Here is a 24628-nt window from a genome sequence, read left to right as displayed (position 1 = left end):
AAAAAATTATTTCCACGTTATTTTCGCTTTTCTTGTCTCGGTATTTACCCAAACACTGGCATGCTCAAACTCACGCGTAAACACCCAACCTTCTGGATTTACTCTTTTAAAGGCTTCCTTTGGACTTCCTAGTGGTTTTGTCAACTCCGGATAATCTACCAAGTTTCCATCGGCCAAATTCCACCCCCAATTCCATTGAAAATACGAGTATGGTTGTGCACCAATTAGGTAGCAAGCATGGTAAAACTCCAATTGTTTTTTTGATTTTTCTTCAATCCCACTGACACCTGTTGCTCCAATTGTGATATCGGTTTTCCCCTTGCCTTTTGCTCCGAAACGGTAAATGGATATTTTTCCATCTTTCGCAATTCTAAGCATATCGTTCCATTCTTCGAGTAAATTTTCTTTATTGGTAACACTGCTATTATAATGTTCAAAAAAGAAAGCATCGCAATGAGGGTAAACCTCTTTGGTTCTAGCCGCGTTGTTTCCTATCAATAGTTTATCCGGTCCCATTTGTTTTTTCAGTTCAGCCATCATTTCCCCTTTGGCTTTTGCTATTTCAACCAATTGATCGTTAGGATAATCTGAATTCAAGCCCACATTCATGCGGTCAATAAAAATACCATCGGCACCTGAAACTTTTATTCCTTCAACTGCAGAGGCTACCCAAAATTTTCGGAAATCTGGATTCAAAGCATCAAAATAGTACGAAAATGCGGGCTTCGATTTTGTTCTTAATTTGCCGGTTTTTGGATTGACAAATAGGAACTTGGCTAATTCTGGGTTTTCAACAATGCCTTCTGGGGTAAAATTCTTATTAAAACTAGGATAAGGCCATGCCAAATAGGAATTGTAATAAAACAAAACTTTAGTCCCGGGCTTGATTTTATGAAATGCTTCCACTTCATGCTTTGTTCCTAGTACTTGGTCACCCAGTTGGTTGTATGCATGTGATTTTTCAATACAAATAAAATCTGTTCTGTCAGATATAAATTTTACTTCTTCCGGCTTTAAAACACGATCAATATCACCAAAATGGTAATACATAGGTGTTGTATCCCAACTGAATTTAGGCAATGTAGTATTTGATTTAAAGCTAGTGCTGTCGCTTATCTTAAATTCCGATTTAGTCGCCCCACACGAACACAAACTTATTACACTTACTATACATAGTATTTTAATGATTCTATTTACAGACATTTTTAGATTTGTTTTTGGTTGTATCTTTCCCATTTTTATTCTGTTTTTTATTTCTAAGTGTACTTATTTTTTAGCTATACTGGAGTTAAACTACTTGTTAGTCAAAACAATTATTTGCCCAGGTTTTGTTTGAATATCATACACATAACTCGGCTTTAACTCAAAACCTTGTAACGAAACTGACTTGGCCATTAGTGGCTTTTTAATTTGAGGTATTTGATAAAACGGATTTTTATTTTTTCCAGAAGCATTCCTCATTTCTTTTTTATCAGCAGGTACCAATTCATTATAAGAACGAACTCTCAGGTTTCCTCCAAGTTTAGATTTTATTTCGGCTTTGACAACCGCTCCATTTTTCCAAACTAAATTTGTAATTTCAAAACCTCCTCTAGCACGTAAACCCGTTACTTTACCATTTTTCCAAACATCTGGTAAAGCAGGAATCAAATGTATAGCCCCATCATGACTCTGAACCAACATTTCTGTAAGACCAGATGTAAAACCAAAATTTCCATCAATTTGAAAAGGTGGATGTGCATCTAGCATATTGGCATAGGTTCCACCTCCTTTTGGCGAATCTGGCCTACCGACCAATTTAATTTGATCTCCCATTAATTTGTAAGCATGATTCCCATCTAGCAATCGCGCCCATAAATTAATTTTCCAGTTCATAGACCAGCCTGTTGAAGGATCTCCTCTTTGAATCAATGTATTTTTTGCTCCTTGAAATAATTCCGGATTCCGATAAGGCGAAATTTGGTTGGACGGGTACAAGCCGTATAAATGCGAAACATGACGATGTGTATCTTCAGGATCATCTAAATCTTCCATCCATTCTTGCAATTGATTGTATTTTCCTATTTGCATTGGTGGAAGTTTAGAAATTGCTTCTTCCATTTTTTGAAGCAAATCAGCATCTACCTTTAATAATTTAGCCGCCCTTATTGTTTTGGTGAATATATCAAACACCAATTGATTGTCCATAGTAGTACCCGCAGCTATATTTACACTTTTAGAGCGTCCTTTAGGACCATGCTCTGGAGAAATGGAGGGAGACATAACTAGCCAACCTTTTTTTGGATCTTTGCTTAAAAAACTCAAACAAAACTCGGCTGCCCCTTTCATAGCAGGGTAAACCGATTTTAAATAATTTACATCTCCAGAAAACATAAACTTTTCCCATAAATGCTGACTCAACCAAGTTCCTCCCGTTGGCCACATTCCCCAAGTAGCACCATCTACAGGGGCTGTAATTCGCCACAAATCGGTATTGTGATGCGTAACCCAACCATTGGCACCATACATTACTTTTGCAGTTTCCTTCCCGGTCACCGAAAGATCTTTCACCAATTGAATTAAAGGCTCATGCATTTCTGCTAGATTAGTTACTTCAGCAGGCCAATAATTCATTTGCGTATTGATATTTACCGTATAGGCGCTTTTCCATGGCGGTGTTAAATCTTTACACCACAAACCTTGCAAGTTTGCTGCTTGTCCACCAGGTTGCGAAGATGAAATCAGTAAATATCTTCCAAATTGAAAATACAAAGCAGCCAAAGAAGGATCGTTTCCTTTGCTAAATTCTTTGATCCTAATAGCTGTTGGTTTAGTTACCGCCTTTGAAGTCCCTAAATTTAAAGAAACTCGATTAAAATAATTTTGATAAAATGCCGTATGCTCATTCACTAACTGCTTGTATTTTTTCTTTTCTGCTTTGGCAATATAATCCGATGCTTTTTTATGGGCATTGGCACTGACATCCTGATAATTCACAAAATTGGTTGCTACTGAAATATATAAAAGTACACTGTTTGCCTTTGACACAATTAATTCCTTATGGGTAGAAGTTATCTTTCCTCCCTGCGGAACTATTTTTACACGAGCATCAAACGCTACTTCTCCTTTAATAGCCGGTGTCTCTTTTGGCAATCGTTTGTTTTTGTTATCACCACCAAAACCTGTCATGACCAAAACATTTTTATTTTCAGTAAAAACAGAAACCTTTGCTGGTGCCGGTCTATCGATACTTGCCGTAAAACTAATTTTTCTTTTTTTGCTTGCGGTTAATTTCATAACAATGACCTGATCTGAAAAAGAAGAAAAAATTTCTCGTTTGTACACTATGCCATTTACTTTATAAGTCGTTGTATTGATAGCCTTTTCTATATCTAACTCTCGATGATAATCGGTAAAACCTTCATGTGAAGCAAAATTCAATCTTAAATTCCCAACGGTTTCGTAAGGCATTCCGTGCGATTTTTTTGACACAAAATGCTTGTTCGCCATACGATGTGCTGCGTCAAAGTTTTTATCAAAAATTAATTCTCTGATTTTAGACAAGGAATCAAGTGCCTCAGGATTGTCGTTTCTATGTGGCCCACCTGCCCAAAGCGTATTTTCATTTAATTGAATATTTTCATGATCCGGATTTCCAAAAACCATAGCTCCTAAACGACCATTTCCTAAGGGAAGAGCTTCATTCCAATCGGCTGCGGGTGCATTGTACCACAATTTTAAATCGTTTTTCTGTGCATTGGCAGCAAACATCACTAAAAACATGATTGCAAAAATGTGAACTTTACTTTTCATTTTTCTATTTTTTCTTTATTAAAACTATTTTAAGAATTAGTCCATACAAGCTACTAATACCTCCTACTTCAAACCTTTATTAAACTTATTCTTTTTTTAAATGAGCAAGAATAAAGTCGGTCGCATAGGCATTTAACTCTTCTATAGTAGGTGATATATTAGCTCCATTAAAACTATGCCCAGCATTATAAATAGTTAATAGCTCAACTGCTGCTTTTTTTTCTTTTGCCACTTCTAGCATGTACGTAGAATTGATAATTGGTAGTACTTTATCCTTCTCTCCGTGCAATAACAAAATTGGAGGACTGTCACATTTCAATTGCTCAGTCGGACTTAGCAGTCTTGCTAATTTTGGTTTATTCTGCAAACTATCGCCTAAAATTCTATCGTAAGATTGTTGTTTTTCAAAAAGAGATCCAGGCACTAAATTCGGGTTCACTAATGATGTAGCAGGGAAATAAGAAACGACACATTTAAAATCTAACGCAATTTCTGACAAGCTTGGAAGTCCTTTAAAATCGGAATCGCTTCCTAAAGCGGTTAGCAAACTCAAATGTCCACCTGCTGAGCCTCCCCAAACACCATAATGCGCTTTGTCTAACTTATATTTTTCTGAATTTTTCACTAAAAACCTGGCTGCATCTTTCGCATCTACAACAGCCTCATAAGCTGTAGAACCTCCACGTGTACGTCGGTATTCTATAGTAGCACACACTACTCCATTAGCAACAAGCGACTTTAAAGTACCCAAAAATGATTTTCGAAAAACCTTGTATTTATCTCCTCCAGCCCATCCGCCTCCGTGTACATGTAACATCCAAGGATTAGTGCTCTTGATTTTGGCAGCATCTGGATAAAAAATAAGCATATCCAATTCTATTCCATCTATTGTTTTATACACCACCCGTTCTTTGTTTGGAAATGCATCAAGAATAGCTTGATCTTTTGGTGTCTGCCCAAATACAATGGATTGAAAAAATAGAACAATCGTAAACAGTATCAATTTTCTATCTGAGAATATTTTTTTAATAGTTCGCATACGGTTCTTTATATTTTTTAAACTTCTAGTTCATCTTTACTATTGCAATGACAAACTTTATTAGTTAGGTTATTTTCTATTATTTGAAACTTATCTCACGAGAATCTCCAATCTCAAATTTCTTCTCTATGTTTTTATACCTAATGGTGATTGCTGCATCGTTGTGCAAATACAATTGTCCCGATTTTTGTTCAAGAACTATATTCCCTTCCTTTTCGGCAGCAATAACATAGCCATTTGCTTTTAGTTGTTTTCCTGTTCCCATAAATAAAGTGAAATCATTATTTTTTTCAATGGCAACCAAAGCATACGAAGCATCTGTAGTCATATTTCTATACTTTGCCATCGCTTTATTTTTTGAAGAAAACACAAAATCTTTCCTTCCCGACCTATGTGTGATTTCCAAACCGACAAATTCAGTATTTTCGTTTTCATCTTCAAAACTTGAAATAGTTTCAATACTTTTTCCTTCGTTAGATGTAAAAGGCTCGTAAACCGACACAAAAGGTTTATCCCATGCAGCACCATGTTGCCTTGCTGCCAAGGTCAAATACGGTTTTTTATCTACTTCATAAGGCAAACCATGCTTTCCTTTAAAAGCTTTGTTTGGTGGCGATTTAATAGAAAAAACTTCTCTCCCTTCTGCTCCCTTCATCCATAAATTCATAAACACATCATCTTCTCCTGCAGGCATGTCTATTTTCCATTGGGCCTGATAATCTTTATTTGTACGAATGGATTTTTTATCCCACATATAATCAAAAGCATACAGATGCCCACCGGCAAAAGCCATTTCTTCACTTGACGCTAATGCTAAAGGATTTCCTTGTCCATCCATTATTTCCATTGTCTGTCCTAAATTGTGATAAAAATAATCGTGAAATTTATCACCTCCTTTTTGTTTTTTAGAGCGAAAAATATCGATATAATACCCCGTAGTTTTCCCCGTTTTTACAATACTAACCAAACGACTTTGATCACTTTGTGTTTCAGGCTCTAAGAAATACACATCCGAAAAAGTAATTTCCGGATGAAAACCTTCTTTTTTTTCTGATTTAGGATATTCACCCAATACATCAAACGCATGATAACTTAGCATTTCTGTATAAGAAGAAGCCCCATCCACCATCACAGTATTATGTGCTGGAAATTGAGAATAATATTCTAAATATATAGGCTGAAGGTATCCAGCTCCTTTTCCAGGGTCGGCTCCTTGCACAAAACCTTTTCCATACAATTCTAAGTTGATACCATTGGCGTGCATATGATTTCCAAGTGAAGCATTTAAAGAAGCCATCATTCCATTTTTTCCAGTTCCCATACGCTGCACATGCCAACTTACATTAGGTGCGTAAAAAGTTTGCGTACGATAATCATCCATAGCTCCAACTTTATACTTCGGATTTAACACCAAAGGTTTACTTGCAAAAAAGGAAGAAAAATGGGCTTTAGGTTTTCTTGTTTTTCCCGATTTTTCTTTGTCATTTTTAAACAAACGATACAATCCCGTAAACTCTTCTTCTAATTCTTTATCCTTATTTTTTTGTGCTATTCGAATAATATCGCTCATGGACTCAGTACTGATTGGTCCGTAATAGGAATCCCCAAAAGCAACACTTTGTCCGTTAGGAAATAAATACTGTGGAAGCATTTTAACCGCTTTGGTCATGACCGGTATATAGGGCAAAATATTTTGGTTGAAGGTATTGTCATAATCTCTTATAAAATTTGTAAGATCTTTGGTAACGCCTTGTGAATAGCCAGGACATTCAGCCCAAACGCCATTTTTTTCATCATAACCATAGTCTATAAATTTGGTCAGCGACCATTGCCTTGCTGATGTTATATTTAAAATATAATTGATATAATAGGCTCGACCTTTTCCATCTTCATAGCTACTATCATCTTGCAATACCATGGCAGCTTTTAAAATCACTTTTGCTTGGTGAAGGTTCCAGTTATTTTGTGGCACACCATTTTTAATAATTTGGTCTGTCCATCGCTTAATCGTTTGATCGTACATGGCTATATGCTCAGGATGATTTGCTTCAATATAGGGATGTAAAAAATCATACAGTTCAGCAATATCTCTCAGCACACCTTCATGGATTACTTGAAAATTGGTAAAACCAACTAGTGTTTGAATATGGCCTTTTAGCAAATCGATAGGTTCACTTCGATAAGACATACCTTCCAAATAAGTATGAAAAATATCGAAAGAAAATTCAGAAAAACGCTCCTCACCTTCTAACCAATACAAAAATGCAGCATCTCTAGCCAGTCCAATAATTTCTTCATTTATTGAATAAATTATTCTTCCTGTTTTAGCTGGAGCCACCCATTCAAAAGGCTTCCCTTCTTTGCTCTTATTGGGCAAATACAAACCACGAGGATCATCCATATAAGGCAGAACATCTTCTAACTTTGGCTTTCCATAAGGTGTTGTATAATCTCTAGACCCTACAAAACGAACTGTAGGAACCGGCGCTTCTCCATCGGCATGGGAATAATTGATTCCGTTGACGTATATATTGGTGGATTTTGTTTTCCAATACATTTGCAAACGAGAAACCATCCATTCTTTATCAGAAACATGACGATTTACATGTACGTCAATTTTTTTATGGATTCCGGCCAAAACTTCCTGAGCCCAAGTTTCTTTTTTGATGGTTTTCTTTAAATCTTTTTTACCCGCTTGTGTTATATTCAAACGAGGATAACCTTGCTCTTGATTTTCTGGTAATGGAATTTGAGCACTTACTCCCGTACCTAGAAAATTTGCTAAGAATAGAAGTAAAACTATATTTTTTATTTTCATGAATTTTAGATCTTTTGTCATTTTTTGATTTTCAATATTCAATGTGTTTTATATTTATAACTTTTATAAGAACTAGCAAACAACTACAAAACGGGGGTATAAATTATTGATATCGTTCCTTTTTCTATTCGATTTTCAAAGTCCACTCCTATTCTCGTCGCTGCTTTTCCTTCTCTTAAATGTGTTACAGGAACAGGCTCAGGGTGAATTACAATTTTACCACCTGTACTTTGAATCTCTACTTTTAACTTTTGATGTTCACCCGTAATCATTAATGAATTCGCATCTAGCATTTCATATTTCGAAAAAGTCATAATTGCTGTACCAAAAATAACAGGACTTATCGATTCAAAGCTATCTTTTATTGTAATTTTCCCTTTGTCAGACTTTTCATTTACGATGCTTCTAGTCAAGGATTTTAGTTCAGGCAATACATAAGCTGAATTTAGCTCCATTTGCACAAAATCTTTAGCCTCCTCAAAAAGAGCACTTGTAATCTTTCCTTCAAATTGCCTTCCGTTGGATTGCAAAATATTATTTATTCTAGGAACAGGATGCCCCCATGAACTTCGTGCTTTATTAGCTGGAGAAAAGGCCCCTGCTCTGTAAGAAGGCGCGCCAATATCTCCTGTTATAATTTCTTCCCCCAATACAACCACATAAGTCCCCACATCACTATGGTTATGATTTTCACTATTATGCCCTGCTTTCATGGCTATAGAAAAAGGTGTTTTTTGCTGACCACGAGAAATGACCATTCCAAAAGCGTCGAAATACGAATAACTTGGAGTCACAACACGCTTTAATTCTGAAGTTGCCCTTGTGCTAAAATCTGCAATATTTTTCCACACAATTAATTGTTCTACTGCCTGATCTAAAATATTTTCATTGGGTTTACGTACTCCGTATTGTTTTGCTGCCAAAACATAAGCAAAATTCCCTTCGTTATTTTTCACCACAGAACTTCCATCAGCAAAGGGTGCATACAAATTATTTTGAATGTGAAAATTCTCTGGAAAATTCGCGACATTTTTTAATTTCTCCGGATTGTGCGCTTCAAATAAATTTATTTTTCCGTTTGTATAATCCTTTAATATTTGCGCTAAATATAAATAATGTCCGAAACCATACCGCCAATAACCAACGCCTTCCGAGCAATAACCATCTTGGCCAAAACCACTTAAATAATATTTCATACTATTTAGCGCGCTTCCTATTGCTGCCAATCGTTCTTCTTCTTTTTTTGAACTAGAAATTGCAACAAACACAGAACCACTAGTGCAGACAGAATTCCAGTTACTGGTACTTTTGATCCATTTGTTATTTTCATCTAAAAACTCACAACTCGTTAAATAAGAATCTATAATTCGAGTTTGTAATTGTTTGGTAATTTCCGTTCTTAAATTTTCGTCTAATTTATTTCCCAAAAGATTTTCTGCCAAAGCCAAAACCGACCCAAATCTGCGAGCACCTAAATCTATTGTCACCCGTTTTCCTTCAAGAACACCATTATCGCGATCGTCATGATTGGGGTGTACCCATGATTTCATATTGAGTATGGCTTTCGAAAAAACATGTATTTGAGGTAAAAAACGTCCTTCATTCTCTATGCATTCTGCCAAAATAAAATGTTCTAAACATTCCATTGTTCTATAATACCTAGGCTTATAAATCCCTCTATTTCCTTCTTTATTTGCTCTTCTGTAGATTTCATCAGAAATTGGGACTTCTGGTTTTTTCGGCAGCAAAGACAAGGCTTTTGTCAAGTATAACTTACCTGAACCAGATGCGCTAATTTTACCCCAATAAACACGATCGTTAATTTTTGGGGCCGCTTGAAACGCTTCTTTTGGCAGAACGGCTTTTAACATTTCTATTTGCTTGGCAGAAGGATAAATTTTCGTACCATCGGCCTGTTTTAAATAGGCTGAAATATTCAATTCCGGCTCAGGAGTATCTGATTTTTCGAAGCTATAAAGGCCAATAGATCCTACTAATAAAATGAGTGCGAGTCGTATTTTCTTCTCTAAATTCATTGGTCACCGAGTATTTTAACTTTTTATAATTTTTCTTCTGATTGTTTTGCTTCCATCACTAATCTGCAAAATATACACACCGCTTTTAATAGCCGCTAATTGCAAACTTATTTTTTCTGAATTGCCAACAGCTACTCTTTTTACAATTTGTCCGTTAACATTTAATAATACAATATTCGTTTTAGCTAAATGAACCCCCAACTGAGCTAAGGAAATATGCAATTCACTTGTTACCGGGTTTGGATAGAAATTTAATTCTTTTTCATAATTAGCGACCGATAAGGATTTTTCAAAAACCTGAACTTCTGCCAAAGACAGTGGATTTGTTCCGTTAAGAATAATTTTAACTGTTTTACCCAAAGCCCCATTTGCATCTATTGACACAGAAGGATCTGGCGCATTTGAAATTGTTTTAGAAAAGCTTGTATTTCCATTGGCATCCAAAACATAAACTGTAAAATTTCCTAGTCTAGCTTTGCAACAATTATCTGTTCTATTGAAAATATTGATATCGCCAATACTACTTTCAGCCTGTAATTCAACTTTCCACCATGGGTTGGTTTCTGTATTGGTATGTGTTACAGAATTATTTGCCCAAGCCCCACTTGTATTGTCATCAATAGCATTTGCAGCAAAACCATCATTTGGACGAGATGATGACTGAGAAGCCTCTCCTAATAAGGCTAAATTAACAGAATCACAGTTTAAAGAAGTGACTGTATTAGTACTTCCGTTATCCGTCACTTCATCTGTATCACAGGTACTCACAGAAATATTTGAACTATCGCCATGTAAAACAATAGGAAATTTTGTTAAGTTTTTAAGCGTAATATTCGAAGAAGTAAGATTGTTTTGTGAAGCATTACTTCCGTTTAACAAACGAAGGTTTTGCATATCGCCAGAGACCATGATTTTAAGATTGCTCGGAATATTTGTTTCTTCACTTCTAAAAGTCAAATTGTGATTTTTTCCACCTACATAGGCAATAGCATCATGACCGTTGTAATAAGCTGCACTTGGAGGTAAAATAGTTATATCTGCTGTATAGCCATTATCGCTGCTATATGCATTTTTATATACCGGTCCATAAGTGGCATCTGCTCCACAATTAACAACTGTTCCACTACCTATAGAATAGCCGTTTTCACAACCAATCGTAGTACAACCTTCCACATATTTTGTTCCTGTAGCATGTGCTAAAGTCACGCCTGTTCTTGCATTTTTTATGGTACAATTTAAAACCTTCGGGTTGTCCGTTCCTCGTTGAATTTCTACACCATCAATATACGTAGTTCCTGCATTGTACGCGCGTATTCCTCCTTCTTGCATACTCATCATATAGCCAGCAGGAAGTTTATACCCCCATACCGTCATAAAATCCACATTATCAGCTGGGGTCCCCGTACCTACTTCTGTAAGCATGTCATCGGTCGTACGCATTTCTCCTTCTAAATAACAGCCCTCAATAAGTGGATAACTAGCCGCCTGCATAAAAACAATATGTCCATAAGAACGAGAAATAACTGTCGTGTTTTTTAAGTGGTTACGCAAACCTCGTATTAAAACTGCACTATGCTTGTAGTGTTTTATCACAGATCCACCGCCTTTTCCAAAAGCATCGCCATATCCGTAAGGGTAAGATCCACGGGTAGCTAAATGAAAACCTTCTATTCTATTATCACGACCATCCATGGTAATGTTTTGCGCTGTTTTACTAGGTCTCGTATTTCCTGTATCCACTAGCTTCAAGTTTTTAAGAACATTATTATTTCCTAGGATTTGAATTTCTTTAACTTCTACGGAACCAAATTTTTGAAAAACCGTTGTACTAATATTAATGGTTACATCTGTAAAATCATAGGTACTATTAGATCCTTCAAAAAGAAATAAGGGATTGGAAAACCTTCCTTGCGTAATATCAATGGCGCTGATATTATAAGTTCCTGGAGTCAATTTAACATCTGCATTGTCATCATCTAAATAAGGCAACAAATCTTCTAAGGAACTAACAACAGTTGTTTGCGCTTGTGTTTTGGTTGAAAACAGGAGTACTAAAACAAGGACGCTTATTCTAGAAAGAAAGTAATGTATTTTCATAAATTGGTTTTTATAGGTTTAGGTTTAGAAGTTTTTGAGACGATTGATAGCTTGCTTTTTTGTATTGCTGATTTATAGAAATACTCGATTTCTTTTTAGCGCTATATATGCGAAGCTTTCCGGTAGCTTGTCCTTGAAAAATTACTTTTGGACTCTTTTTAAAATCTTCTACCAAAGCGGTATATTTTGAAAGTGAGTGCATTAATGTTTGTCCCTTTTTACGCAAATAACTTCCATGTCCAATAAACAACTCTTCTAGTTCCGTATGCTTTGAAGTGTCAGCTCCTTCTTTAAATTTTAAAACGGTTAAATAAGCATCCGTTTCCCATCCATTCATCGTATTCACACTATTTCTGTGTTTTAAACGACCACCGGCCAATAAATTAAAATACACCTGAGTCGTTTCCCCATTTTGAGTCATAGAAACCCCTAGGAAATCTTTTCCTTCAAAGCGTTTTATTACGGGTAAATTTTCTTTGTTTTCGTCCGTTTTTAAAATTAAAGCCGAAATAAATTTTGTTCGAGCTGTTTCATTAAAATGACTAATAGCCCAATAAGGTTCTTCTTTTTCAGGATGATGATCTTTATACCCAATCTTTTCTTCCAATTGCATTTGTTCAGGAAAATCGTGAGGCAAACCACCTGAAGGAAATGTTTCTGGAAATAAAGAACGTACCAAAACTTCTGAATTTTCTTCTTTGATAGACAAATCATGTCCTTGTCGTTTTGAAGTTCCATTGTAATGCAGCAACCATTCAAACTTTCCTGGTTTGTGCGCCAACAAATCATCAATTACCAAAATAACATCGCCTACCCAAATAAAATTACGGTAGTTACGCGCTAATATTTGCGAATAAGGCCCAGTTGCATTTGCCAACAAGTATTTAAAATTACTTCCTTCCACTAAGTTATGAAGTGAACCCGGATTAGCGACTCCGAAATAAGGATCTTTTCTGTTTTGCCCTTCCCCATTAAACAACACAACGTTGTGTGCTTCACTTTGACAATAGTACTGTGTGTACAATGGGTTTCCATAAGAAGAATTCCCAGAATCAATAATTAAATTTTTTCCTTTGTGAAACAAAATATACGATCCAGCATCCGCCTGCGTATGATTCCAAGTAAAACCAGATTTTACCGCCAACATCGTTGCATCCTTTTTCCAGGAATTTCTTAAAGTAGCCCAACCCATATCTTTAAACAAATGAGAAGTTGCTAATTCAGGTGTAAAATCTTCTTTTAATTTAGGCAGTATCGGATTTAAAATCAAGCCATTTGGCGTATCTAATTGCAAACCTTCTTTGTCGTTTCCTTTATTTGTTTGATTTAGGTACCAAGCGTATTTAGCATCGGTATACCCTAATTGCCACAATAACTTCATGCAGCCATTTCCATTTTTATGAATAGCACTGTCTCCAAAATTTACAGACATCGGTTTTCCTTCACCAACATAATAGGTAGTTTTTATAAAAAAATCACCCACCTTATCCAATATAGGCAACGCTACTTGTTTTTCATTAGGCAAAGCTTCTCCTAGTGCATATCTGAACAATAAATATTGAGAAATTCCATAAGACGCATAATTGATACTTTCATAAAAGCCACCGTCTTTATCGAATGTTGACGGTTTATTTTGAAGAACACTGCCTGTATAATTTACCCAATCGGTAGCCGTTAAAGCTATTTCCCGTACCCAAGTCGTCGCTTCAGAAATCTCATTCCTAACAGCCAAGGAACTAAATCCTGCCATATACACACAGGCACTCCACCAGTTGTGCCCCATGGTGTCAAACGTATGAAAACTAGTATTCGGATTCAACCAATCGGCCATAGCGGGTTGAATTCCAACTTTTACAATTCCTTGCGCAATTTCTTTACGTTCTTTATTCGATAAATAATTATAAATACAATCGTAACCGATAGAAATAAAGAAACTCGTATGAGACGTACCTAAACCTCCTTTCCAAGCGGGAGTTCTGTTTAACAATGCTTGACCTTCCCAAGTTTCTTTAGACGTATAGTTAACTACTATTTCCTTGATAGATTTTGCATATTTTTCTTCACCAGTCATTCTGTAAGCCAAACCAAGTACTTGGCAATCGGCCGCTTTATACTTTCCTTTTTCTAGCAAGTCGTCTGCTTTTTTTAACTGAGCTTCCCAACTATTTTGAATAGAAGTATCTGTTGCAATTTGTTTTTTTAGGTTCGCAATATTTGTATCTGTGTATAATAAATAATTTCGCTTTTGTGCAAACACTGTGCTTAAAGACAAACAACAAACAATGAGTAAAATTCTATTTTTCATACTTTTCAACTATTTAAACTTCTTTAAAAAACAACAATGCTACAACACCTGTAGATGCTGTAGCAATGCTAATTCTTTTATTTAGAAAAAAATTTAAATTATGATTCAACCACTATAAACTATGGTTATAATCTTATAGTTTCCTTTTACAAAGCTTTCTTTAAGGCTTGTTTTACCAAAGGTTCCATAATTTCATATCCTTTTGCATTTGGATGAACAGTATCTCGACCCAACTCTTTTTTCAATCCTTTTGTGTCATTTACCATAGGCGTATAATAATCTAAATACACTATTTTATTTGCTTTCGCATATTTTTTTAGCAAACCATTCAGTTCAATAATTTTATCTGCAGGTTCTATAGAAGGACTCCAAGAATAACTGCTTGCTGGCAACACAGAGGCCAGCACGACTTTTATTTTATGCTTTTTTGCCAATTCAACCATAGAAAAAATATTTCCTGCAATGCGCTCAACACTAATTGGACCTCTATTTTCAGCAATATCATTAGTTCCTGCAGAAATAACAACTGCTTTGGGTTTTAGCTCAATAACATCTGGTCGAAAACGCAATAACATTTGTGCAGATGTTTGTCCGCTAATACCACGATTTACAAATGATGGATTTTGTTCAAAGAAAACACCATGATCTCTTGTCCAATTTTGGGTAATTGAATTCCCCATAAACACCACTCTATTTTCTTTTTTCGAAGGAGCCTTTAATGCTGCATTTGCCGCTCTATAACGTCCTAAATTCGCCCAATCTTCTGTAGGAATTAATTGAATTCTTACTACTGAAATCTGAACTTCAGGAGCTTTCTTAGGCAAGAAGGCGATTAACTTCCCCTCAATTAATTTTATTTTTATTTTTTTATTTGGTTCAGAAAGCAACCTTGCTTCTCTTGGTTTGATGGCGCGATCTATCACTAATTTACCATCTTCTGGCCAATGAATAACATGCGCTAATAAAAAGCCCTCTTCTCCTTTCGTATAAGCTCCCCAATCAGGTTTTACATACGGAAGAGTTTGAGAAAACCCAAGGCTAGTCGTAAAAAAAGCAACAACTGCTAGAATTTGTATTTTTTTGTAAAGTTTCATCTTTTTTAGTTTAATTGTTAAGAATCAAAATCTCTAAATTTATTTTAGAACAAAACAGACAAACACCTAAACGATGTTTGCCTGTTTCTCCCTTTTCAAATAGACTTCGTATTAGTTTGCCAACTCAATTTTGATAACTGATACCGTCGTATCTGGCGCCAACATAGGTACATCAACCAACACTTCTCTAGAAGTGGCAATTGTAGATAGTTTTGTTTTAGGAGCTGTTAACAAGGTTGCTTTTTTGACTTTGATACTTTTGTGAAGTTTTAACAATCCATCTTTTGGCCAGTTAAAAACATGCGCATAAAGTACATTGTCTTTTTTAGTATAACGTCCCCATTTTGGTTTTTCAAAAGGACTTGCAGAAGCGCCATAAATAGCTTCTCCATTTTTTTTAGTCCATTCTCCCATCGCGTTCAACCTTCTAATACTTTCTGAAGGAAATCTACCAAAACCATCAGGCCCAATATTTAACAAAAAGTTTCCTCCTTTAGAAACAATATCTACCAATTTTTGAATCAAGTCTTCATTACTTTTCCACTTATTGTCAGAAGGTTTGTACCCCCAAGAACCGTTCATGGTCATACAAGCTTCCCAATCAGAATCAATTCCTGTATCTGGAATTTCTTGCTCTGGTGTTCCAAAATCTCCTGCAAATTCGCCAGGTTTGTTATCCATTCCGTCCATTCCGGTTCTCCCTTTATCTACACGATTGTTGACAATTGTATTTGGTTGAATGTCGCGAATGTATTTGTAAAGATCTTTCCCCATTTCTGTGGTATAATCAGAAATCCAGTCTCCATCAAACCAAACAACACCAATATCACCGTAGTTTTTTAACAATTCACCTACCTGAGGTTTCATATAATTTTCATAATACTCAGGAAATTCTGGATTGACAACCGATGGATCATCATGCTGAGAAATATTGTAATTCGGGTATAAATTTCCTTGTGCTTGCGGATGATGCCAATCTACAATAGAATAATAAAAACAAAATTTAATTCCTTGTTTTTTACACGCTATCGATAATTCTTTGATGATATCTCTTTTAAAAGGAGATGTATCCATTACGTCATAATCAGACACTTTAGAATCCCACAAACCAAAACCTTCATGGTGTTTTGAAGTAATTACAATATACTTCATCCCTGCATTTTTTGCCATAGACACCCAAGCATCTGCATCAAACAAAACGGGATTAAACATTTCCGGGAATTTTTCATAGTCTTCAATGGTATAATCTAATTTATCCATGGCCCATTCGGCTCCACCTCCGGCGATTTTTGTTCCACGTTCACCTCCAATAATTGAATAGGCTCCCCAATGAATAAACATTCCAAATTTAGAATCTCTCCACCATTCCATACGCGCATCATCAGAAAGCTTTTTAGCTTTAGATTTTGTTTGCGCACTACTCGTTTGAAAAGTAAATATTGTTACCAATGCAACGAGAATAATTTTCTTGTAATTTTTCATTTTTCTCTTTATTTATATTATTTAGTTTTAATTGTAATTTTTATACTTGATTGATTTCTCATCACGACTAGATCCAACGCATCTGTAGTATTTTCTACATTTATTTTGAAAAAATCTTGGACATTATTCACCTTTTTTCCTGAAGCTTGCAAAATAACATCTCCTTTTTTAATTCCGTTATTTTTTACAGCCGGACTGTGTTTCCAAACACGTAAAACAATCACTCCTTCTGGGGTATTTAATCCGTAAGCCGATTGTTCTTGCTCTGAAGCTACACTTTTAATATTGTTACGTAACCAAGCCACTACAGGACTACTTTTCTTTGTTGATGGATCTTTGATAACAGGTACTTCTGGAGTTTTTGCTATCTTTTTAAATGCAGGTTTTTGAACTCCAAATTGATCCATTGGAAAATTTTTAAAACCTATTTTTAAAGCAGGAGAATTTTCTTGTACACTAAAATCTAACTGTGCCGGATCTTTAAACATAGGATCTCCATAAGCACTGTGTAAATCTCTCTCATAAATTTGAGATTTTAACATCGATTCTGCGTTCGGAAAAAAGTTGTAATCCAATTCCTTTCCCCAACCTAACAAACCAACATCTTGATAGGTGTCTGCTACAATGTTGTATTTAAACACATCGCTACTATTTGCGAACCAAACATGTGGGTGTAAAGAATTGTTGACCATAATATTATTTTCAGCTATCCGAGCAAATCCTTCACGTAATTTCAATCCGTTATTCAATAGTAAATTATTATAAATATGATAATTAGAAGAACCATCGTCTAAATCAATATCCCAACCATGATCACAACGAAAACGATTGTTTCTAATAATGGTAGTTTTTACAGCATCCCATGTATACATATCAGGATTTTCAGTTGTAATAGCATTCATTTCATTACGTTTAGGATGCCAAAAACGATCTCTTCCCCAAGAGTTAAAAGATCCATGATCGTGTGTTTCTAATACCGTATTAAACACATCATTAAATTCTAAAATATGACCTCCCCAAGTACCGTCACCAATATTAATTCCGGCTCTAGGCACATCGTAAATGCTATTATGACTTACCGTAATATCCATTGCCATAGAAATTTGCACGCCTGCTGTTTGTTTTTCTGTACGACCAATTCTGTGAATCAAATTGTTCTTTACCAAACATGCTCTTGGATACAATTCGTTTTGCGGTCCTTGAAGCGTATCCATTTCTGAAAGTGCTACAAATTTCCCATAATTAAATGATGGAGAACGCACAGCAGAAGCATCTCCAACAAAAGATACGGCACTAGCACCATTCTCATGAATATGATTTCCGAGCACTCGTAAGCCTTTATTGTACTTACTTGCCATAAGTACATTTCCTCCTAAATAAACAAACTTATTATCTTTTACGACACAGTTTTCTGTACCCTCAAAAAACACAACACTTCCTCTATAAATAGACCAATCGCTACGCAATAAAGGTTCGTATTTCTCCATAAATGTACGTTTTGTATGTGTAAAAGTGATGTCGCTAATCGTAATATCCTTGACAGGATTCTCTAACGTACCAACTACTTGAATCAAATCTTTAAGTACAGCTACTTCTACTTTTGCAGTCTTAATATTTACATCTTCAGAAGGCCAATAATACAATTGCTGTGTTTCTTTATCCAAGTACCATTCTCCCGGACTGTCTAGCTCCTCAAACACATTTTCTACCATTCGGTATTCTTTGTGTGGTTTAGAACCTCTATTATTTTGTTGACCACCTTCTAAAATTGCTTCTCCTTGTGTATTTACCCCCGTAATTTCATAATGAAACCCGCCCCATTTACCACCATGCAATGCATGAAAATAAGCACCTTTCGGATTTTTCCATGTAGCCAAACGCTCTTTTGAAATAGCATCTGCAGCAGCACCTTGCCAGTATTGAGCCGCCTCATCATAATTTGGATAACGCGCTAAAATTTGTGGTTGCTTATTTATAATTAGTTGATCAAAATCTACATGTTCAGCAAGCGTAGTTACGTAAATAGACTTATTGTATTTTTTCCAATTTGGATTTAATACTACCGAACCTTTAATTCTTACCTCAGCTGCATTTGTTCCTTTTAGCGTCAATCCATTTAATAAAGGCGAAATCAAAATCGGCTTTTCTAAGTGATAATCTCCAGGAAGCAGTTGGATGGTCACCTTCGTATTTTCATTTTTCAATTTTAACGCGGTTGCTTTTTTTACAGCCGCTACTATGGTTGAAAAGGGGTGCTCATCTGTTCCTATACTTTTTGAAGAACTGATAGCAGACACATACAAGCTTACTGTTTTTTTTTCAGTACTTTTTTGCTGACCATAAACAGTGCTAAGTACACCTACCCAAAATAGCATTCCAATTAAATACTTTCTCATTCTTATATTCTTTTTAATAAACTATTACCGATTTTTCATAGGCTTTAGACAGTCTGAATTCCAATTGATTTGGGTTTGACCTATTGATTTGTCCTTGTCTAGTTGCTATTAATTTTCCATTTTCATAAACTCTTAATTCAGCTGTTTTCTTTCCCTCTAAAAAAGGAGCTTTTATCAAAACAGGAGCATTATTTTCTATGACAAAGGTATTTCCAGAACGCTCTAGTGAAATGGTTGCAGGCAAACCAGAGGCAACAATTCCCCATCCGTTTTGCTCGTACTTAAACATTCCTGATAAAAACAAATAATCTACAGCTTCTGTATTTTCTACTTTTCTAGTAATTGACAACAATCCTTTTTGATAAAAATCTTTATGAGCTACAACATCTTCTTCTGAAGTATTCAATACAATTATATCTGTTGTTTTTTTATCACTTAACAAAACCTCAATCACTTGCGTACTTGGATAGTCTTTAATGGTCGTATAATTCACATCTGCAATCGGGTTTTCTGTTCCCTTCATATAAGGGTTAAACACCACTGCAAACGGGTTTTCCCATGCCGATGCTTCTCTTTTGATAATTAGTGTTTGCATTGCATCTCCAATCACTTCCGCAGGAACCGTACCCGAACCTTTTTTAAAGGCATTCGATTTTGGTGCCAAAGCTGTATAAACACTTTGCTGTTCACTTCCTTTTATCCAAACATTCATTAAGTTATCAGCTGCATTTTTACTTTTAAGTGTAAACAAGGCACGTACATCTTTATCTGTACTTACTTTCTTTTTATCCGTCAAATAATCATAAGCTTTTAAATCTCCTTGTTTGCTACCAAAATCATTCGACTTTTTTAAGTTCAATGCTTTTGCATGGGGCTCAAAAATTTCTAATGACTGTCCTAAATTATGATAAAAATAATCGTGTCTTTGCGTCCCTTCTTTTTGCTTTTTAGATCTAAATACATCTATCATATAGCCCTGTGCTATTTTTGATTTTATAAGTGCCGTAAATCTTTGTTGATCTGACTTTGTTTTGGGTTCAAAAAACGACACTTTAGAAAAAGTTAGGTTGTCAAAACTTGGTGTTTGATTAACTTCTGGAAAATATGTATCTAATTTAAAGGGATGATAACCACGCATGGCATCGTAATCCGATTTTCCATCTACTACCACGGTGTTATGCGCAGGAAACCTTGAATAATATTCTCGATGATCCGTATGCCAATAACTAGAACCTTTTCCCATGTCGGGTCCTAAAACATATGTATTCGCAAACAATTCAATAGAAATTCCATTTACATGCGAGTGATTTCCATAAGAACCCGCAGTAGAAACCATCATGGCATTTTCACCTTGTCCCAACCTTTGGTTGAACATACTTACATTGGAAGCATAAAATGTTGGAGAAGTTAATTTTTCCAAACCATTTTTAGTATTTTCTGTAGTTTTTAAAGCATCCACATAAAAAAACAACTGAAACAAATCATCCGCTTTACGCTTGTACTCGCCCTTAGCAATCATATCAGCTAACAATCCAGAAATAAGCGTTTCCTTTTCTTCATTCTTATACTTACTATAATTTGAGATTAGTAATTCAAAATTTTCTGCTGGTAAAGGTTTGTGATTCGAATCGCCAAAACCAACGGTATACCCACTGGGAAATAAGTATTGAAAAGAAGCCAAAGAAGCTTTTTCTATGATCGGAAAATTAGCTAATTCGTTGTTATTTGTCGCATTATCTAATAAGGTGAAAATATTAAGCAAGGTTGTAATCACATGTACAGAATAAGAGGCACATTCCGGCCACATCCCGGTTTCTTTGTCGTACACCAATAACGATTCATTGATAGACAATTGTCTTTCTGTAGAAGTCGTAAAAGTACGGTCTAAAAAGTATTCTCTTCCTTTTCCATTCTTATAGCTTTTGTTTGATTCTAAAACCAAAGCGACATAAGTTAAAAATCGAGCTTGAAAAAGATTCCAGTTGTTATCAGGAATTCCGTTGTTGATAATTTGGTCTCCCCATTTCTGAAATACAGCAGCACTATGCGCTAAATTTACATTTTCCGCTTTCAAATAATCGTATAAAAAATCATAGGTCGTAATTAAATGAATCAGAATTTTTTCATGAATAACTTCAAAAGTAGCCAAACCAGAAATACGTTGTTGGTTTCCATTTTCTAAATCTATAGGAGCCTCTCTATGATACATTCCCTCTATGTAAGTTTCAAAAACTGGTTTTGCAAATTCAGCATATTTTTGATCACCAGTTACCCAATATAAAAAAGCTGCATCTTCTACAAGACTCATAATTTTACGATTTATGCCTTCAATGGCATGCCCAATTTTTGATGGATGTACCCATTCTTTTTTCTTTGTTTTTTTGTGTGCCAAATAATAACCACGCGGATCATCGAAATAAGGTTCTATATCTTCTAATTTAGGAACAGCATATTCTGTAGCCCAATCTCTAGTACCCGAAAAACGTACCGTAGGCACGGGTGCATTTCCCTCAGAATGAGAAAAATTACCTCCTTTTAAAAACACTTTATCGTGCTTAGTTTTCCAGTTCATTTGCAATCTAGAAACCAACCAAGTAAAATCATTTTCACAATAAATCAAATATTTTTCTAATCCTTCAATTTTTTCATCTATCAAACTTTTTTTCCATGCAACAGATTTTATACTTGCTAAAAAATTATTTTTAGTCGCATTGGTTGCATAAATTCTAGGATGTTCTGCTTCTTGTGCCTTCAATAAAGAAGAACAAGAGAACATGTAAACCATTAGACTTACTAAAAAATATTTCATTTTTCCCATACTATTTAATTTCGATATGATATCCTGCTGGATATTGTTTTGCTTTTCCTTTGTTCAGTTGAATAAAAACTGGTTGATCTGAAGAATAGTAATATTTACCATTTTCTACTTTTAGTTCTGCAGTTACAGAATGATGAACAGCTTCTATTTTATAACATCCTTTTTGCAATAACTTTCCTTTTCCTAAATACAAATATTGAAATTCCTTATTTTCTTCGGAAGCAATTCCAAAAACACCTTGAAACTCTAATTTTTTCATTGGTTTATAAACCTCATCATCTGTAGCATTTAAAATATATTGTTTGCTATTTTTTGAACTTACCGCAATGCTTACAAAGTTTTTAGAGCTTTCTATTTTAGAAATTTCTTGAATCGATTTTTGATTGGTTTCGTAATTTTCAAAAACAGCCACAAATGGATGCTCTTTTCCATTAATTCCATTTTGACGAACAATTAACGTTGGAGTTGTTTCTGGACTTTTATTTACTTGTCCTGGAGTAATATCACTACGCAAAGTAGTAGGTGGTGCATCAACAGCATAAATTTCTCTATTGTCTTGTCCTAGCATCCACATATTTGTATGCAATTCAGGAGCGATTGCTGTTATTGTCCAAGTAGCATTAAAATCGTTTGTATAATTTACCTTTCTTTGATTTTTAAAGAAAGAGTAATCTTTATCATACTTTACTCCTAAATCATTCACTTTATTTAAATTCAAGGCTGTATTCTCTGTGTTTTTCAACACCATAGAATTCCCTAAATTGTGATGTATATAATCATTATCTGGTTGATCCGATCTAAAAATATCTACATAATACCCAGAAGTTTCAGAAGTACGAACCATGGCTACCAAACGACGTTTTTCTTCTGCTGAAACATCTGAAAAAGAAACATTACTTGAAGTTTCCGAAGTATTATAAAATCCTGTTTCAGTATCTACTGATGGATCCATCGCATTTATGGTAATAGCTCCATCGCTATATCCAGGAACAATGGTATTAGAACCTAAAATTCCTCGATGGTAACTTGCGTCAGAAGACCAATAGGATTCATATGCAGAAGCATCTGGAGCCATTGCCCAACCTTTAGCATAGAACTGCATGGCCAAACCATTTGCTGCTAAATGCGATTTGTGTTTTCCTCCATACAAAGTAAACATCAATCCATTAGCTTCATCATTCCCATTTCTCATAATAATATGTTTATGAAATGGTGAATATGCCGCTTTATGGAATGGTAAACTACTGCCTGAATTTGGTAACGGTTGATTTAACACAATTCCTTGCCAATCTGATGCATTTCTATTATATTGACCCGATGCAATGTTTTTACGAATCACTGTGGCCATTTTTTTAGCCGTTTCCGTATCCCCTTCCCAGGTTGCATAGGTCAATAAAGATTCAAAAGAAGATATATCTGCAGGACCTCCACGCATATCACCAAAAACCACTAAATTTCCACGAGCATCTAACCAACCTAAGTTAGCCAAAGCCGCTTTGGTAATAATTGGATTTCCAGCCAAAGTATTTACCCCAGATTTATACAATTTCACGCCCATTTCTAACACTAATGGAATCATGCTTGAAGCATAGCCAGGAGATTCTGGCCATAGCCCCGTTGTTTTGTTATAATAATCCATAATTCCTGGTAAAGCAGCACAATAATCTGACGATTGTTGCGTGTACAAAGGAATGTAATATTCTTTTCCTTTACCATCTTCGTAAAAATCGTTCGGCTCTAAAACAAGCATACTATTCAGCACGTTTTTATAGCGATTTACATTCCAATTGCCTTTTTTGCCTCCTCTTATCAACCCTATTTCTATAAAACGTTTAAAAACCACACCAGCAACTTCTGTAGGAGTCTTCGCTATGCTTTTTAAATGTGGATGTGGGTGCTCATTCATATAATCATATAAAAAATCATAAGCAATAGCTGTAGGTATTTGTCTATCATCATGAATGACTTCATAATCATAATAACCCATAATGCCTCCTGGTTTATAACCACCTGGTCCTTTTGTTGATTCTTTTGGATCTAAAGGTGGTTCCATGTAATAGGTTCCTAACAACCAAGTCCATAAAATATCTGAAGAAAACTTTGCATACTTTTCCTCTTGGGTAATGTAGTACGCAAAAGCCGCTTTTTCAGCCAATTTCAGGATTTCCATATTATTCTGACGAATCATATGTCCTGTTTCTTTATAAGGAATTAAAACGGGTGTTTTATCTGCTTTAGACCTGCTTATCCCCAACAAATCTCCTGAGGCATTGTACGGAATTCTATCTTCCAAAGGTACATTTACGTAATCATTCCAAGTCCGCATACCTGGTAGGCGAACTGTAGGAACGGGTGCATTTCCTTCTCCATAATCCCAATTTTGTTTTTTGATATAACATTGGGTAAAACGTTCTCCTTCTTTCCAATACATGGCCAACCTAGACACCATCCATTCTGGATCTGTTACATGACGATTGACATGTGGATTGATTTCAGACATCAAAGTTTCCCATGAGGCTTTCGCCCAGTCTTCATTCTCTATTTTAACTAACAAAGCTGCTCTATCTTTATTTTCTGCAAATAAACGAGGATGCGCAGCTGTTTTTTGTCCGAACATTGGACTTTTTATGAAAAACAGGAAGACGAGTATATGGATAAATTTTGACAATTTCATCAGAATCAAAGGGCTATAATAAATTTCTTAATTGGGTAAGGTCTGAATTTATAGTTTCCTAAAAAATTCAGACCTTT

At 35.3% G+C, this 24628-nt stretch carries 12 protein-coding genes; all 12 read right to left on the bottom strand.

All coding sequences use genetic code 11. The annotated features are described in order from the left end of the window. Positions 1-6: 6 nt before the first annotated feature. Positions 7-1236 (bottom strand): putative glycoside hydrolase family 15 protein, encoded by a 1230-nt coding sequence (locus FGM02_RS00260; protein WP_208021450.1) that lies wholly within the window; start codon positions 1234-1236, stop codon positions 7-9. A 57-nt stretch (positions 1237-1293) separates the two neighbouring features. Beyond that, positions 1294-3792, bottom strand: a complete 2499-nt coding sequence (locus FGM02_RS00255) for a glycoside hydrolase family 95 protein (RefSeq protein ID WP_139955782.1) — start codon at positions 3790-3792, stop codon at positions 1294-1296. A gap of 85 nt (positions 3793-3877) precedes the next feature. Continuing rightward, positions 3878-4831 carry a prolyl oligopeptidase family serine peptidase gene (locus tag FGM02_RS00250; protein WP_139955780.1) on the bottom strand — a complete coding sequence of 318 codons (954 nt, stop codon included), beginning with the start codon at positions 4829-4831 and terminating at the stop codon, positions 3878-3880. Between the two features lie 79 nt (positions 4832-4910). After that, positions 4911-7670 carry a hypothetical protein gene (locus tag FGM02_RS00245; RefSeq protein WP_208021449.1) on the bottom strand — a complete coding sequence of 920 codons (2760 nt, stop codon included), beginning with the start codon at positions 7668-7670 and terminating at the stop codon, positions 4911-4913. Between the two features lie 62 nt (positions 7671-7732). Beyond that, the gene (locus tag FGM02_RS00240) at positions 7733-9685 is read right to left on the bottom strand and encodes a hypothetical protein (protein ID WP_139955778.1); all 1953 of its coding nucleotides are present in this window, start codon (positions 9683-9685) and stop codon (positions 7733-7735) included. A gap of 15 nt (positions 9686-9700) precedes the next feature. Then, entirely contained in the window at positions 9701-11782 is a 2082-nt protein-coding gene (locus tag FGM02_RS00235; protein WP_139955776.1) for a galactose-binding domain-containing protein, read from the bottom strand. Positions 11783-11792: 10 nt separating this feature from the next. Further along, the gene (locus tag FGM02_RS00230; RefSeq protein ID WP_139955774.1) at positions 11793-14087 is read right to left on the bottom strand and encodes a heparinase II/III domain-containing protein; all 2295 of its coding nucleotides are present in this window, start codon (positions 14085-14087) and stop codon (positions 11793-11795) included. 146 nt (positions 14088-14233) lie between these two features. Continuing rightward, positions 14234-15181: an SGNH/GDSL hydrolase family protein gene (locus tag FGM02_RS00225; RefSeq protein ID WP_139955772.1), complete on the bottom strand. Its 948-nt coding sequence runs from the start codon at positions 15179-15181 to the stop codon at positions 14234-14236. Positions 15182-15292: 111 nt separating this feature from the next. After that, positions 15293-16663, bottom strand: coding sequence for an alpha-L-fucosidase (locus FGM02_RS00220; protein WP_139955770.1), 1371 nt, complete (start codon positions 16661-16663; stop codon positions 15293-15295). 17 nt (positions 16664-16680) lie between these two features. Continuing rightward, positions 16681-19059 (bottom strand): PDZ domain-containing protein, encoded by a 2379-nt coding sequence (locus FGM02_RS00215; RefSeq protein WP_139955768.1) that lies wholly within the window; start codon positions 19057-19059, stop codon positions 16681-16683. A 13-nt stretch (positions 19060-19072) separates the two neighbouring features. Then, positions 19073-21868: a heparinase II/III domain-containing protein gene (locus tag FGM02_RS00210; RefSeq protein WP_139955766.1), complete on the bottom strand. Its 2796-nt coding sequence runs from the start codon at positions 21866-21868 to the stop codon at positions 19073-19075. Between the two features lie 10 nt (positions 21869-21878). Next, on the bottom strand, positions 21879-24494 hold the full coding sequence (locus FGM02_RS00205) for a hypothetical protein (protein WP_139955764.1): 2616 nt from the start codon (positions 24492-24494) through the stop codon (positions 21879-21881). Between the last annotated feature and the right edge of the window lie 134 nt (positions 24495-24628).

It is taken from the genome of Flavicella sediminum (assembly GCF_006381105.1).
Classification (GTDB): Bacteria; Bacteroidota; Bacteroidia; order Flavobacteriales; family Flavobacteriaceae; genus Flavicella; species Flavicella sediminum.
Note: the sequence above shows the minus strand (reverse complement) of the source record. Positions and strands in the feature narration are given on the sequence as shown.